We start from the raw sequence: 16,435 nt of genomic DNA, 5'->3' as shown, positions 1-16,435 counted from the left end.
ACTCTTACTTTTTAATATATTAGTTGTGAGGAAGCGGTTTTACACACTACAAATCATGGGGAAATGAGTGAATAGTTCCTCTATTACCTCGAATTTTTATATATGTAGCTTAACCTTTCAAGCACAACTGAATGTGACTTTGAGCACGTAAACTTATTTTTGTATAAACGACTCGTTTGCGTAGGTTTTCGCAGTCAATGTTTAACTTGCTTTCTCAATTTTTTAAGCAGGCTATTAGATTTGCTCAAAGTCAAGGTTTTATGGTTAATATTTAATTTTTTGAATTAATGTTAACCTTTATCTGGTGTGTCCTTTTTTTATTTAAAATACTTTTCAACTCACTAGTTTTTTCAAACTTCACCTCTCCCTTTCTTGACACTACATATCATAGGTAAAAAACAATTTAGGTGACTTGACTGTTATCAAGATACTAGTGTCTTTTTATATTTATCTTTTAAGCAAAAAATCACAGTTTTATCGTGTAAATTTCGTTTAATAAAAGAGAGAATATACAAAAAAAGACTAGAAACCATGCAAAAAGCATAGACTCTAGCTTTCAAATTTCAATTCTATAAAAATTAATGTGCCAATTTAATCTCTCCAGCAGCAATTGGCAAAGTTGTATGTGCATCATAACTCATAACATTACCGGCAACGCTAGATGGTAATTTAAGATCCGCTGGTACGCCGTGAACATAAACTACTCGTTTATCCAATTGAAGATCGTCACTACCAAATGCTTGCTTAAATTTTGCTTGTAAATCTTTTAATGAAACATCCTTATCATATTCATAATGACCGTATTTATCTGCAACTGGGTAGCCATCATGGGGAATGTTCATTTCTTGTGGTGCATCATCAAAAGGAACCATCGTTGTCCCAGATACTGCCTTTGTTTCAGGTAAATCAATAAAGCCATCATGATTCACGTCCTGCATTAGCGTCGGAACATGAGCTTGTTTCCCATCTGGAAATCCATGGAAATGTTCCCAATGTTCAATATTGGCAGGCGTATCAAACATTTCCACATGAATATGAAGGCTATTACCATTTTCACTGAATGTTGCTATTCCATGCGCCTGTGTTTCAATTTTATCCGCATTTATTGGTTTAATTTTTGCAATATAGTCAACCATATTTCTCATCATTCCATTTGATTATTGCGATATAAATCTAGCATAAAAGTATTTTACAAAAATTGATTATAAATATCTTTAATAATTAACATCCATTATCTTATCGTCATATCAACCATTACTGCTTCTCTCATCAACTTAACCAACTCAACTCCCCAAAACGGACACTTATCTATACAACCTAAAAATCCAGCACGTTATCCACTCGACCCTCTAACTCAACAAGCAAAAAGTGTACTAATTCCAATCACCAAAAGAGGAATTAGTACACTTTTCATCTATCAAAAATGCTGGCATACCAGCGTTTATAGGCTATTTATCTGTGCGCTCAAGGACAGTAACACTCTCAACATGTGTGGAGAATACCTCAATCCAGAACTGCACCCACTAAATCAGTTAGGATCACCTCCACATACGTGGAGAATACATAGTCTTGACATCAAAGTACTTCCATCTCGTAGGATCACCTCCACATACGTGGAGAATACCAGCATAAAGTTTACCGCGTGAGTCCATACCGGGGATCACCTCCACATACGTGGAGAATACTCCAAAAGGATCTTCCATGGTTACTCCATTTAAGGATCACCTCCACATACGTGGAGAATACAAATCAAGTTTGCTGACTATAATCCTCGTATCAGGATCACCTCCACATACGTGGAGAATACAAACGGCAAGAATGCGAAGAATTACACCAAAAAGGATCACCTCCACATACGTGGAGAATACTAACTTTGTAACCTGCTGTTGGCGTGATTGTCAGGATCACCTCCACATACGTGGAGAATACGGCGATCAATTCATCAGTTTTCTCATAAGCCAAGGATCACCTCCACATACGTGGAGAATACTTACCAAAGATATTGTTTCCTTAGGAGTTTCCAGGATCACCTCCACATACGTGGAGAATACCGCCTTTTTAGCCCAACTATCATCAAATCCTAAAGGATCACCTCCACATACGTGGAGAATACAGACTAAATAATGACTGATGTAAGAATTCAAGAGGATCACCTCCACATACGTGGAGAATACTTAGGCATTTTTACTTGATTGTTATAAAGCTTAGGATCACCTCCACATACGTGGAGAATACGTATCGGTGTGGGTATCGATGCCGGTACGCAAGGGATCACCTCCACATACGTGGAGAATACGAATTATCCGCATCTGAGAGCATTTTAGTGCCGGGATCACCTCCACATACGTGGAGAATACAGTAAACAAATCCCTTTATAGCGCCAAATGAAAATACGCAAACACCATTTTTTCATCACTTTGATCCTACTACCAAGTATATCGATTTTTATTAAATAGACAATATCTGCTGGACATAATATTCAAATAAAAAGAGGAATCATAATATCATTCTGCTATGATTCCTCCTAAACAAATAAACAAAAATATTATTTGTCTGCCAATCTTTCTTGCTCACAATTAAGAATTTCACCCAAACACTTTAGCCATGACACTGCTTTATCATCCGCTTTTAACTAGCCTAACCAAAAGCATATTCACATATACCTATACTAACTTTTTGTTATTAATCGAAATTTAATTGTAACTTTCTCGTAAAACTGCTGAGCTACAATAGCTTAGGTGAATTAAGAGAGGAGATAAAAATCAGAACTTATCTGGTTTGTTTTTATAATGAAATTTCGTAAATTAATAATTTCTTTGTTAGGTACTGCATTATTAACTTCAAGCGTTGGTTTATCAACCACCACTGCTTATGCTGATACGCTTGACGACTCACAAAATACAACTGAAGTTCAACCCAAGAATCTCAAGTGGGCTTATCCGTTTAAAGCAAACAAGAAAAATGGTGTTCGTCCAATGTATAATGCACAAACTTTTGGCATAACTAACTATATGCGTTCTACTACACCACCTTCCTACTTTCATGATGGTTGGGATTTTGGTTTTTCAGAAGTTGGGCATTCTAACGTATATGCAATTCATCAAGGTACTGTTAAAAAGGTTGCTTATGGCAACGGCCTTGGCTGGTTCATCTGGGTTATTAGTCCTGATAATTACGTTGAAGTTTACCAAGAAGGCTTTAATAAGAAAAAAGACATTTATGTTAAGACTGGTCAAAAGATTAAATTAGGTCAAAAGATCGGTAAGCTAACTGGCTCACACTTACACCTTGGCGTTACTCAAACAAATAAAGATTACATAAACAAATATGGTTTTCCATGTAAGAATTGGAACGTTAACAACGGAACTTGGCTCAATCCAATCGAGGTTATCAAAAGCAACTTAAAGAAATAGTTAACATAATCTAAAATATTGAAAGTAAAAAAGCAGGTCACAGCTTATAACAGTTATGATCTGCTTTTTATTAATCCCAATGTTCCTTGATAAACTTAGCTCTTCCACCAGCTTCTTCCATTGCATATCTAAGTGGATCTTTTTTATAAAAATCTTGGTGATATTCCTCAGCTGGATAAAATGGCTTAGCTGGTTCAATTTTAGTTACGATTGGTTTATCAAATTTACCACTAGCTTGTAATCTTTGCTTAGATTTTTCAGCTGCTTCTTTTTGAGCAGATGAATTATAAAAAATTACTGGTCGATAATTATCACCACGGTCTTGGAATTGCCCCATCGCATCTGTTGGATCAGTTACTTGCCAATAATAGTTTAGCAATTGATCATACGATATTTTTGCTGGATCAAAGGTAATCTCAACAGCTTCAGTATGGCCAGTCGTACCTGAACAGACTTGCTCATATGTTGGATTAGCAACATGACCACCAGTATAACCAGAAACTACTTTTTCTACCCCGTCAACTGTATCGAAAGGTTCGACCATGCACCAAAAACAACCGCCAGCGAAGATTGCTGTGTCGCAGTTGGCTTTTGCCTTGGTATCAGTGCCTTCGGCTTGTTTATTATTCTCTGTCATTCTTTGAAATACCTCCATTTTATTTGAATTTTATTGTTTTTTTAAGTTAACTAGTATTATATACAAATAAAAATGAGATGCACTTTTTATTACCTGATGCATCCCATTTTATTTCTTTACAAATTATTGCGTCTTTCTTCAATATACTTTTCAATCTGTTCTAAATCATCTTCGATAGCAAGATTTAAAATAAAGTTTTTCGTCGTTGACCTCTTATTAATGTAAAGCTTACGGGCCTCATTTTTATCATTCCACTTTTTATTTACTTCTGTATATTTAGCTATTAAAAATCACTTTCAATAATGCTATAGCAATCACAATCAAAACACCAGTCAACAAAGCTCTTTTAGGATAGAACTTTAATGACCATTTAGTATTTTTGCCAGTATGAGTTAATTTTATATTTTTCATTTGTAAAAATACTTTCAATTTACTAAAATGAAAATATAGAAAAGGAAGGGAGTTCCGGTCCCCCCCTCTTCAATTATTCATTCCAAATTAATGGAAATTTCAAAAACCAGGATCCAAAGGTTTAACTTGAAGTAAACTTTGATTTGTGGTTTTTTATTTTGCACTTTGCAATTGGGCTTTCGGCATATTTGTCACCTCTTAGCTCCGATTCTCTTAGCCTCCTTTCACTATATACAACACACGCTTTTACGTGTAACGCGAATGATATTTAGAAAAATATGCCAAAAAAGCATCAATCTGGCCGTCTAAAGCCAAATGATGCTTTAATTGTTTTTTCACCAAAATCAATAGCCTAACTTAATGACACTGTTTTTACATAAACTTATTAAATTTATAATTCTTCACATTTTTTGCTCTTTAACTAATTTGTTATCAAAATTGAATACAACGATTAGTAGCTAAGTCCTTCTTACGATTACCAGATTACCAATTCATCTCGATTCTATTTTAGATTTCTTAGCATCTTTTCACTATATAAGTGAACGCAATCTCCGTGCACCATCAACAATATTTTTAAATAATATACAAAAACAGCCACTCTATAGAACATATTTTTCAGAGCAGCTATTTAGCCTCCACATGTGTGGAGAATACGCCTGGATTCAGTTTTTTAGTCAGTCACGTAAAGGATCACCTCCACATGCGTGGAGAATACCTGTAACAGTCTCACCTACTCCAATTGATAGCAGGATCACCTCCACATACGTGGAGAATACCAGTCTTTAAATTATTAGGTATATCCTGCATAGGATCACCTTCACACACGTGGAGAATACCCTATCTAAGTACACCCAAATGACGGGTCAAAAGGATCACCTCCACATACGTGGAGAATACAAGATATACCGACACCGCAGACCGTAAAAGGTGGGATCACCTCCACATACGTGGAGAATACTATCATTTAATGCGTGTCCCAATTCGTGTAAGAGGATCACCTCCACATACGTGGAGAATACCTTAAACGACTTCAACGAATCAATGAGGAACAAGGATCACCTCCACATACGTGGAGAATACACTAAATGATCCACGATATATCAACATCTCTCAATCGAAATAATATCATTTTTAATCACTTTTAACAAAGACCAATATAAAGCCATAATTACAAAAAGCCACTCCAAATAACACTCCAAATAAAAAAGAAGCATTTCTGCTTCTTTTTGAATAGTTTTGCTCCCAAAGTGCCCCTAGGATTCAAATTTCATTTATAAATCCTTATATATCAAGGTTTAAGGGCTATCCATTAAACGATTTCTTGCTCCTTGAAGCGACCATATACTTTTTCAACTTCACTAACACTCATGAAAGCATACGGATCTGCTCCTTGCACGATTTGGCGAATATCATACATATCATATCGATCAATAATGGTAATCAAAACTGTCTTTTCAATATGACTATATGCACCTTCAGCATCGTGCAAAATAGTGATTCCACGATGCATTCGATTCTGAATTCCATCAATAATATGCTGTGGATGCTGAGTAACAATCATTACTTGCATCTTCTGGTGTTGGGTGTAAACCGCATCGATTACTCGCCCATTAATAAAAATAGTTAAAGCGGAATAAAGAGCACGTGGCCAACCAAACATGTATCCCGCAGCAGCGATAATAATCAAATTAATAAAAATATTAAATTTTCCGTAACTAATGCCCGTTTTTTGCCTAATTACAATACCAATAATGTCCAGTCCACCAGTTGAAATACCGTTCTTTAATGCCATCCCAGTTCCAACACCGTTGATCGAAGCACCAAAAATCGCACAAACCAGTGGATCCAGGTGCATCTGCCAAGGTTGAATAGCGTGCATCATGATAGAACCTAGAACAACAGCAACGATGGTGAAGAAAGTAAATTTATGTCCTATCTTGAACCAAGCCAATATAAATAAAGGAAAGTTCAAAAGAAAGTACATCATTGATGTTGATAATGTAAACGGTAGATATCTTTCACTTACAGTATTAATTAATTGCGCAAAACCCGTGATTCCTGACGAGTACATATGCCCCGGCGTCCAAAAAAAGTTCAGGGCAACTGCAACCGCAATTGAATAAAAGAAGGCAGCTGACAATTTTGAAAGAAAATTGTAGCGTCGGTTGAACTTATCAAGTTGATCCATAGTTTGTCAAATCCTTTGAGCAAATACTAATAGTAAACACATTAATTTTAACAAAAGTTTTGCTTCTGACCAATCTAAATAGACATTTTTATCACTTTTGTTAATCGGGGCAAAAAATGATACTATTCAGTTAATATTAATTAGTCTATCCAAATAGAAAGGTGTCTTTCATGAGTTCTTACTATGAATTAATGTGGCGTAACGATGAACTAACTTCTTATACCACTGACAAGCTGAATTTTATCTACAACGCAATCGATCATCCCTTGTCTGTCCGCTATAGACAGTTATATCCTAATCGATTAGACTGGCAAAAAGCCGTAAACAGACACAATGCAGCTATTCAAAAAGTCAAAGACCTTCTTATTGAAAGAAAAGATAGTCATAATATACGTGAAGCTTGGCTTAAACTGCATCCCAATGCACAAACTAAAGCAAACAATGGTTTTACTGTTGAACAACTAGCTAATAAGTTCCCTTACATGGCAAAACAGCTTGGTGCCTTTATGGAAATTGAAAACATCGAAATCAAATACTTTGATGAAGAATTTAAGCCTAGATATGACTTAGATGATTTTTCTGATATTTTTTCTGCCAACTATCCCGCTAGTGGCTTTACGCAAAGTGGCATTACTCAAGAAGCTTTGCTGAAGCTCTACCCTAACGTCAGTGCTAAAAATTTAGATCAAATTTTAAAAATGGCCGACTGCGAATTCGAGCAAGAAAATGGCACTGAGGTTATTCCTTATTGGTATGCTGTCAATGCTAAAAGAATGCTAGTTGATGGTGATAGTTTTGCCGCAACCTTTGATGACTAAAAAACTGACCGTTTGGTCAGTCTTTTTTATTGGATAACTTGGATACCTTGTTCATCAGGATGTAAGATCAATGTCTCATCTTTTAAATCATGTTTACGTAAGCCCGACAAAAATCCAGCTACATGTTTATCTTCAATCCACGTCATAATAGTTGAACCTGCGCCGCTCAAATAAGTTGCCAAGGCATGTTTTGAATGAGCTACCTCCCGCACTTTTACAAGTTCTGGCACTAGTTTTTCTCGGTAAACTTCATGGAATACATCTTGTTCCATTAATTCTCCTGCTTTAGGGTAGTCTTGAGCAAACAAACTAGCAATTAAAGTATTAGCAACTGCTGAGCCATGCGTAGCTACGCCAAAAGCTAATTCTTTAGGCAAAACTGCTCTAGCTGTCTTAGTTTCCAAATTATAATCGGGTACATAAGCCACCAACGCATATGGAGGAAGTGGTGCTTCAACTGCATCAAAATGATGGTTAACTTCAGCACCAACAACCAAGCCGCCCAAAATAGTCGGTGCAATATTATCAGGATGTCCCTCGATTTTAGCTCCTAATTGAACCTTTTCTTCATCTGATAGTCCCAGCTTACCAATTTGATTAGCCAATTCAATTCCGGCAGCAATAGCACTTGAACTGCTGCCTAAACCATGAGCCAACGGAATATTGCTTTTGACGCGTAAATGAAGCGGTTGTAAACCTGGATAAACTGTTAGTGCAGTCTTAACAATTAAGTTTTTTTCATCATGTGGAATTCCTTTCATCACATGATCCACCTGAAAGCGATCAGCTACGCTTAAAACTTCTACTTCCAAATAAAGTGAAACCGCCATGCCAAGTGAATCAAAGCCAGGGCCCAAATTTGCCGTTGAAGCTGGTGCTTTAATAATCATTTTTTTCTCCCTTCCTTTACTGTAAAATCTTATAGCTAGCCTTTAAATATTGATCTTGAATTGCTAAATCTTGGAGCTGTTGTCGACTAATATTTTCGGTTACAACTACAATTCTTGATTGTACTTGTTTAATCTCACGAACCGGAATTTCCAAATCAGAGAGTAATTTACTCAAATCAAACAAGGTCTCTTCTGCTTCGAAAGATAAATAATAGGAATACTTCACATCCTCCGAACTTGTTAATTGCATAACATGGGAGAAATTACTAAATGGCTGACCGGTGGTCTTTTTCACTACGTTTTTTATTTCAGTAATCACATCACTCATGACTGAATTAGCCGTTGCAGAGCTACCCGCACCAGGGCCTGTGAATACTGCTGTTCCTAGGCTTTGGCTCTTAATTTGTAAAGCATTTAGTTCATTTTTAATATGCGCCATAATCGCATTTTCTGGCAACAAACATGGAGCAACTTCTACAAATAATTTACCATTAATATTTTTGGCAATCCCAATCAGCTTAATGACATAGCCTAACTTCTGAGCCTGTTTAATGTCAAAATCCTTTAGATTATTAATCCCTTGAATAGTAAAATCATCAATACTAATCTTAGTACCAAAAGCAAACTTGCTTAAAATTACAATCTTGTATGCTGCATCCTTACCTGTAACATCGTTAGTGGGATCAGCCTCCGCAAAGCCCAGCTCTTGAGCATTTTTCAGCGCTTCCTCGTAACTTAGTCCCTTTTCCCCCATTTGTGACAAAATATAATTCGTCGTACCATTAATAATTCCTTGAATTTCGGAAATAATGTCACTGGAATAAGAGGTAGCCAAGGTCCGCAAAATAGGGATCCCGCCTGCAACGCTAGCATCATACATTAAATCACACTTTTTACTTGCAGCTAAATTAATCAATTCCGAACCAAAAGTTGCCATTAAGTCTTTATTGGCCGTAACTACATTTTTTCCAGCATTGATTGCTGCAGTAATATATTCCTTAGCAGGATGAAGCCCACCTATTAATTCAACTACAATTTTAATTTCGGGATCTTGCAAAATCGAATCGAAATCTGTAGTTAGCATCACTTCGTTAGCTAAATTACGATGTTTTTCTGGATTACGTACTAGAGCTTTTTCAATGATGATTTCTTCACCACTTGTTTGTCTAATCTTCTTTTTATTATTTTTAATTATTTTTAAAACACCTGAACCAACTGTTCCTAATCCAAGCAATGCAATTTTGATGGCCATTTGATCTTATCCTCTTTTTAATGATTTTCTTATTTTTATGATTGTATCATAGCTGCTAATCAAGGTACAATAGTTATAATATTAATATTTCATAAGATAGGAAGATTGTTTATGCAATATCGTAGTACTAGAGGTTCAAAAGAAAACACTTTAACTGCACCTCAAGCAATTATTCAAGGCTTGGCTCAAGACGGTGGGCTTTACGTGCCTGTTGCATTTCCTCAAGCTAATTTTAAGTTAGAAGATTTATCCAAACTTTCCTACAAGCAAATCGCTGCCATGGTTATTAGCTTATTCTTTGATGACTTTACTAAGGAGCAAATCACCACTGCAGTTCAAAGCGCTTATAGTGAACAATGGGATGATCGCAGCATTGTTCCAATCGAAAAGCACGATAACCGTTTTTACATGGAGCTTTTTCACGGTCCTACCCTTGCCTTCAAAGATATAGCTTTGCAAATGTTGCCACAATTAATGACCAGAGCTGTTCAAATTGAAAAGATTGCTAAAGATATTATTATTTTAACCGCTACTTCTGGCGATACTGGTACGGCATCAATGCGTGGCTTTGCTAATCAAAAGGGTACCGATGTCATAGTCTTTTATCCTGAAGGTGGCGTTAGTCCTGTTCAACTTAAGCAAATGCTCAGCCAACGCGGCAACAATTTGCGTGCAATTGCAATCAAAGGTAACTTTGACGATGCTCAAACTGAAGTTAAAAAAATCTTCAACGATGATTCTTTCAAAAACCGACTTAATGCTAATGGCTATCAATTTTCTTCAGCTAATTCGATGAACATTGGTCGTCTGGTTCCGCAAATTTCTTACTACCTCTACACCTATGGGCAATTAGTACGCAGACAAGAAATTAAACTAGGAGACGAAGTTAACTTTGCTGTGCCAACAGGTAACTTTGGTGACATCCTAGCTGGATATTATGCTAAGAAATTAGGTTTGCCTATTAAAAAGTTGATTTGTGCATCTAATGAAAACAATGTATTGACTGATTTCTTTAATAATGGTGTCTACGATAAGCGACGTAAGTTCCATTTAACCAATGCACCAGCAATGGATATCCTAGTTTCCAGCAATTTGGAACGACTTTTATTTGACCTTTATGACGAAAATAACTATGAAGTCGCTAGTTTAATGAATCAATTGACTCAACGCGGTCATTATCAAGTTAGCGGTGAAGTTTTCACTAAATTACAAAAAAATTTTGCAGCTGGTTTTGCAACAGAAGAAGAGGTTAAATCAGAAATCAAACGGGCCTACAATTATGACCGCTATGTAATTGATCCACATACTGCTGTTGGCTCTTTTGTAGCAAATCAATATCAAAAGAAGACCGGCGATCAAACCCCAATGGTCATTGTTTCAACGGCCAGTCCATATAAGTTCCCAGAAACGGTGTATGAAGCCATCACTGGTGGTCCTAGTATGCAAACTGGCGTCGGTGCAATTAAAGAATTGCATGATGAATTAGGCGGTCAATTATCAATCGGTGTGCGTGCCCTTTTTGATCGTGAACCCAAGACCGAAAAAATTATTGAACCAAATGATATGGAAAAAGAAATCAGTTCAATTTTAGATTTGAAATAATAGTTAAGGAAAAATAGATATGAAAGTTGTTAAATTTGGAGGTTCTTCCCTAGCCTCAGGTAATAGCGTAGATAAGGCCCTAAGTATTATTAATGCCGATCCCGAAAGACAAGTCGTTGTAGTCTCAGCACCGGGCAAAAGAACTGAGGATGATATTAAAGTAACCGATCTAATGATCACTTACGCATATATGAGCTTGAGGAGTAATAATTATCAAGACATCGCTACCCGTATTTTTAAGCGTTATGAATTAATTGCCCAATATTTTGAGCTGCCTGAAGCAGAATTAGAGGATATTAAGCAGCTTCTACTTACATTGCCGAAGCTAAGTTACCCTAATAATGACTACCGCATGGCAACCTTTAAAGCACACGGAGAACGTCTTAATGCAATTTTGATTGCTAAAATTTTAAATCATCAAGGAATTAAAGCACGATTTTTAGAGCCAAAAGATGTAGGTTTAATTGTCACTGGCACTTCTAATAATGCTGAAGTCAATCCTGAAACTTATGTGAACTTAAAAAGAATTAAGGCTGCAAAAGATGAAAAGATCATTTTTCCTGGCTTCTATGGCATTACACCATCAGGACATATTGCTACTTTTTCTCGCGGTGGTTCTGACATTACCGGTGCTATTCTAGCTAGGGGGTTAAACGCTGATCTTTATGAAAACTTCACCGATGTCGATGCTATTTTTTCAGCCAATCCCCATATCGTTGATCAGCCCAAGCCAATTAAAAGAATGACTTATCAAGAAATGCGGGAACTATCTTATGCGGGATTTTCCGTCTTTCACGATGAAGCCTTAATTCCTGCTATTCAAGGCGAAATTCCTGTCAATGTTAAAAATACTAATGCTCCAGAAAAACCTGGGACAATGATCGTACCAGAGGACGGCTTTATACCTAAACACACAATCACAGGTATTGCCGGAGGCAAAAACTTCGCGGCCCTTTATTTAAGAAAATATATGTTAAATAAAGGTGCTGGTTTCACCTTGAAGTTAATGGAAATTTTGCAAAAACATCACGTTTCATATGAACATATGCCATCTGGAATTGATGATATTACCATTATTTTCAAAAAAGATGTCTTAACTGATCAATTAATTGATGTTATCTGTAATGAAATTCAAACTAGTCTAAATCCTGATCAAATGCAGTGGATTGATGATTATGCGATCACAATGGTGGTAGGTGAAGGGATGAAGGACAAGCTGACTTTATGTGCTAGCCTGCTTTACCCTCTTGGTAAAAAGAACATCTCCATTCAAATGATTAACCAGGGTGCATCCCAAATCTCAATTATGATTGGTACCAGACGGCAAGATGAAGAAGTAGTTATCAAAACCATTTATGATAATTTCATTGCTCAGGATAAAATTTAACATAAGCTATAATATAACAAATAAAAAATGGTAAATCTGGTTATTAGTACCTTGATTTACCATTTTTACTTTATGAGATTATCTTTTTACTAAAAAGTAACTACTTTATACTCCAAATATTTTTCTCCATCAAAGCTCATTTTCACAATAAATGGATTCTTTGACTGGATCATAGCAAAGGCTTCATATTTAAAGCTTGGATCATAGTAATTAATTACTGATCCAATTGCTGTACCATGTCCACCAATAATCATAGTTTGATCTTGATATTTGGACAAAACTAGCTTCAAAGCTACAACATTTCTCTTCTGCGTCTCTTTTAAAGATTCGCCATTTCTTAGCTTATAATCAAAATCTTCCCACTGTCTTTCACAATATTCATGAAAATTAGAAATCCACTCATCACCAATTTTTCTTTCTCTAAAGTCAGAAATAGATGATAATGTTAGTTTCTTCTCGTCTATAACTGGTTGAATTGTATCAATTGCACGCTTGAATGGACTAGAAAAAGCTTGGTCGATGTGTTTATCTCTAAAGTAATCAGTTACTTTTTTTCTATCTTGCAACCCCTTTTCTGTCAAAGGACGTGTTAAATCATCATGAACTGATAAATCAGGTTGAGCATGTCTTACAAAATATACTGTTGTCATAATTGTCTCCCAAGCAATAACATATTATATATTTTTTTACTACCGTTATTTGAATCAAATTTTACTTAATCCAATTTATAAATTCAATGATAAATTAATTTTTCCTTGCTCTAATTCAATTTTTCACGATACACTAAAAGCAAATATTTGTATACTCACGAAAGGATTTCATATGGGATTAGAAATACTCAATCATACTGATCAAAAATTAATTTCCAATGCCGATTTTTGGCAATTAGTTGATTTTCAAAGAGAATCAAATAAATTCTCTGAGTTTAAAGGTATTTCCTTTGTTTCCAACATTAAATTTATTGAGAAAAATCTTCTACCACGTTTTGACCAGATCACACTAATTCTTGGACTAACTGATAATGGATCAAATTCAATTGGCAAAAGAATTGACCAAATTTTAAATAAGCGTCGTGATTTGATTGAATATAGTTACGAGCACCAAGATAGTACCTTCACTAAACGCATTTTAGATGGTAGTTTACAACTTTTCTTCACCAAACAAAATTTGATTCACACTAAGCTTTATTTAATGAGAAATCAAAGCAAGTACTCCGTCTTTTCGGGTTCAATGAATCTTACCGATGCGGCTGTTAATAAAAATATGGAGCAATTAGTTTGGGACTACGGCAATACTTCTGATCCATTGTTCAATTGCTACCAACAAATGTTTCAGGATAACCTTGATCAAGCTGCAACATACATTGATGCTAAAAAATTATCTGGTTATTTAAAAGACAAAGATAAAGAAGAGCTACGCATTCATGTGATGCAGGATTCTTCTCTAGAAATTAAAAATAGTCCTAATTCAACTGGTAAAGACATCATCATTCTTCCAGCTGAAGAGATCAAAAAGTATCGTGACCATTACAGCAAAGATGATGAATTAAAGAAATTATCTGAAAATGAAAAGCTTGTTGCTTCACAAACAGTTACTTTATTTGGTGAAGGTGGCAATAAAAGACGTAAGCTAGATACAATCGGGCAAGATTTATATAGCTTAACTCAGCACATTATTCGTCAAGACAAAAAGGCAAAAGCAGATACAACACAAATTGAAAAAGAAGAAGATCTCTTCCCTGTTCCTGTTCAGTTTTACAATAATGGTCAATTATTCCAAGCCTCTAAAATTGGTGATAACATCCCTTCTGAAGTTATTACTTCTGATTTAACTGAAGAGCAATTAAAAAATGCACTTCAGCTTTTCTGTGATATCACTCATGAATATAATACTTACAAAGAAGTTGGTGAAGGCTGGCAAGCTTGTGACTTTATGTTGTTTCTGTATGAATCACCATGGCTTTGGAAAATCCGCAATTTATATGAATTATCTGGAAGCAACGTATCTAGAGAGGACGTGCCTATTGCTACAGCACTAATCGGACAAGGTCGAACTGGTAAGTCCACCCTAGGGAAAAGACTAGCCGCTAAATTAATTGGTGCTCATAATTTCTTAGATAGTGGAATGATGGATCCAAAGAATTATGCCTTTGGCAAGAGTAATATCAATATGACAATTACCAACACGCTAAGTGACTATGTATATACAAATGGTCCTGTAAGTCCATTAATGATTGATGATGTCAGTCCTGAACTTACAACGCGTACTTACTTTGAAAGATTCATCAAGGAAGTTACTAACAACCGTAATTTAACTCATCCCTCACCAGCATTCATTTTCACGATGAATAGACAAGAAAGCTCTATTAAATCACAATTTTCACTAAAGCCTGAAATTATGCGTCGTTTATGGTACTTAAGCTTTGAATCTACTTTTTCAGGTGAAAGTGATCAACGTAATGCAGCATTAACTAGCTTATTTAGCCGTGCAAATGATGATCTTTTTAAATATTGTCAAGTTGAATTAGCAAAATTCTTTACTAACGTTAGTGTTGAAGACGCGCAGAAGATTGAAAGAGACTTCTTATATCCAATCAAGCATGTTTTAAAAACTGCACTTGATAAATTTGATATGTATAACCAAGTCAGCAAGTATTTTGAAGAAAATTACGATTATTCCCTATTCGTTGGTCGAAATGACTGGGGAATGTTAATCAATCAAGCAAAAATTGGTAGCGATATCTTATTTATTAAACAAGATGACCGGCTAAAAGCTCAAATCAATAAAGAGCTTTTCAATAAAATCTCCGATCAAACGGCGAAAAATAGTGGCTCTACTATGCTTGATCGCTACTTTAAATATTTGCCTAGAAAATATCACATTGCATCACAACAAACTAGTACTGGCTTTATCCTTGACGTGGAAAACTTTGATAAATGGCTTGATGATGATACGTTAATGAATAAGTATCAAAATAGTAGTTCATTTAGAGATAAGCAACAACGAGACAATCAAGCACAATTAACTCAAACAGTTGATATGCTGGCTAAGGCAATGTTAGAAGATCGTGAACAACGACGAAAAGAAGAGGCTAAAAAGAACCATAGTTGGTTTGGTAATCTCTTCCATAGAAATTAGATTGTATCATTCAAAATAAGGCTTCTAACCTATCATGACTTGAAGTCTTATTTGCTATATGGATAATAATGTTGAGATTTAGATTGATATTCTTTTACTGAAATTATTTCGTCAAAGTTAGAATAGAATCTAGTTTGTGATATTCAATACTTCCAAGTGATAAGGTAACCTTCGTTCCTTTATTTAGATCTAAGATTAAATCTAGATAATCGAGATCAAAATCAATAGGACTGAGACGCAAATTTTTAAGATAAACAACAGAAGCATTCTTTATCTCTGACAAATTAATGATTTGCTTATCTTTTTTACGCAAACCAAGTAACTGGAGCAATTTTAGTGCATCGTTGCTATCATAAGTGATAGATGTGATATTCTTACTATCAATTTGCCAATATGAACTAAAACAGGTAGGTAAAGTTAAAAATACGCCTAAAATTAGTACAATAAGAAATAGCCACCAAGGTTGATAACCAAATTCTGCTAAAAACAGTGAAAGAAAAATCACTACAATCATGCCAATTAAGACGTGACTTAATTTAATAGGAGTTCCACCAATAATTCTGTCTTTCATTGTGCTCACCTTCTTATTTATTTTCCTACGCAATATTATAAAGCTTTTTCAAAATAAACCTTTGAGGTAAAATGAGACTGTAAAATAGTTTGTGTAAGGATGAATGATTCCTTAAATTTATTTCTTTA

The 16,435-nt window shown here is 35.3% G+C and carries 12 protein-coding genes and 2 CRISPR repeat arrays; of the genes, 5 read left to right on the top strand and 7 right to left on the bottom strand.

What is annotated here, in order from left to right; all coding sequences use genetic code 11:
• Positions 1-578: 578 nt before the first annotated feature.
• On the bottom strand, positions 579-1,136 hold the full coding sequence (locus CP363_RS07895) for a hypothetical protein (RefSeq protein WP_098036097.1): 558 nt from the start codon (positions 1,134-1,136) through the stop codon (positions 579-581).
• Between the two features lie 338 nt (positions 1,137-1,474).
• Positions 1,475-2,357: a CRISPR direct-repeat array (repeat unit 28 nt; unit sequence GGATCACCTCCACATACGTGGAGAATAC).
• A 432-nt stretch (positions 2,358-2,789) separates the two neighbouring features.
• Between CP363_RS07895 and CP363_RS07890 the strand changes: the two genes are divergently transcribed.
• The gene (locus CP363_RS07890) at positions 2,790-3,413 is read left to right on the top strand and encodes a M23 family metallopeptidase (RefSeq protein WP_098036096.1); all 624 of its coding nucleotides are present in this window, start codon (positions 2,790-2,792) and stop codon (positions 3,411-3,413) included.
• Positions 3,414-3,483: 70 nt separating this feature from the next.
• Here the strand turns inward: CP363_RS07890 and msrA are convergent, their stop codons facing one another.
• Together msrA and CP363_RS07880 are read right to left on the bottom strand one after the other, a co-directional pair.
• On the bottom strand, positions 3,484-4,050 hold the full coding sequence (gene msrA / locus CP363_RS07885; protein WP_098036095.1) for a peptide-methionine (S)-S-oxide reductase MsrA: 567 nt from the start codon (positions 4,048-4,050) through the stop codon (positions 3,484-3,486).
• A 1,036-nt stretch (positions 4,051-5,086) separates the two neighbouring features.
• Positions 5,087-5,541: a CRISPR direct-repeat array (repeat unit 29 nt; unit sequence AGGATCACCTCCACATACGTGGAGAATAC).
• A gap of 229 nt (positions 5,542-5,770) precedes the next feature.
• Positions 5,771-6,649: a YitT family protein gene (locus CP363_RS07880; protein ID WP_098036094.1), complete on the bottom strand. Its 879-nt coding sequence runs from the start codon at positions 6,647-6,649 to the stop codon at positions 5,771-5,773.
• Positions 6,650-6,819: 170 nt separating this feature from the next.
• On the opposite strand from CP363_RS07880, the gene CP363_RS07875 reads away from it, so the two are divergent.
• Positions 6,820-7,467: a temperature-sensitive replication protein gene (locus CP363_RS07875; RefSeq protein WP_098036093.1), complete on the top strand. Its 648-nt coding sequence runs from the start codon at positions 6,820-6,822 to the stop codon at positions 7,465-7,467.
• 26 nt (positions 7,468-7,493) lie between these two features.
• On the opposite strand, the gene thrB is transcribed toward CP363_RS07875, so the two are convergent.
• The gene (gene thrB / locus CP363_RS07870) at positions 7,494-8,357 is read right to left on the bottom strand and encodes a homoserine kinase (RefSeq protein ID WP_098036092.1); all 864 of its coding nucleotides are present in this window, start codon (positions 8,355-8,357) and stop codon (positions 7,494-7,496) included.
• A gap of 16 nt (positions 8,358-8,373) precedes the next feature.
• Positions 8,374-9,609: a homoserine dehydrogenase gene (locus tag CP363_RS07865; RefSeq protein ID WP_013086456.1), complete on the bottom strand. Its 1,236-nt coding sequence runs from the start codon at positions 9,607-9,609 to the stop codon at positions 8,374-8,376.
• A gap of 111 nt (positions 9,610-9,720) precedes the next feature.
• Between CP363_RS07865 and thrC the strand changes: the two genes are divergently transcribed.
• Entirely contained in the window at positions 9,721-11,211 is a 1,491-nt protein-coding gene (gene thrC, locus CP363_RS07860; RefSeq protein ID WP_089150136.1) for a threonine synthase, read from the top strand.
• Between the two features lie 19 nt (positions 11,212-11,230).
• Positions 11,231-12,598, top strand: coding sequence for an aspartate kinase (locus CP363_RS07855; protein ID WP_054833014.1), 1,368 nt, complete (start codon positions 11,231-11,233; stop codon positions 12,596-12,598).
• Between the two features lie 89 nt (positions 12,599-12,687).
• On the opposite strand, the gene CP363_RS07850 is transcribed toward CP363_RS07855, so the two are convergent.
• Entirely contained in the window at positions 12,688-13,248 is a 561-nt protein-coding gene (locus CP363_RS07850; protein WP_098036091.1) for a histidine phosphatase family protein, read from the bottom strand.
• 172 nt (positions 13,249-13,420) lie between these two features.
• Between CP363_RS07850 and CP363_RS07845 the strand changes: the two genes are divergently transcribed.
• Complete coding sequence (locus tag CP363_RS07845; RefSeq protein WP_065990553.1) at positions 13,421-15,736, top strand: phospholipase D family protein; 2,316 nt, start codon at positions 13,421-13,423, stop codon at positions 15,734-15,736.
• Between the two features lie 103 nt (positions 15,737-15,839).
• On the opposite strand, the gene CP363_RS07840 is transcribed toward CP363_RS07845, so the two are convergent.
• Positions 15,840-16,307 (bottom strand): hypothetical protein, encoded by a 468-nt coding sequence (locus CP363_RS07840; RefSeq protein ID WP_013086461.1) that lies wholly within the window; start codon positions 16,305-16,307, stop codon positions 15,840-15,842.
• Positions 16,308-16,435: the final 128 nt, after the last annotated feature.

It is taken from the genome of Lactobacillus sp. UMNPBX12 (assembly GCF_002553955.1).
Lineage (GTDB): Bacteria > Bacillota > Bacilli > Lactobacillales > Lactobacillaceae > Lactobacillus > Lactobacillus crispatus.
Note: the sequence above shows the minus strand (reverse complement) of the source record. Positions and strands in the feature narration are given on the sequence as shown.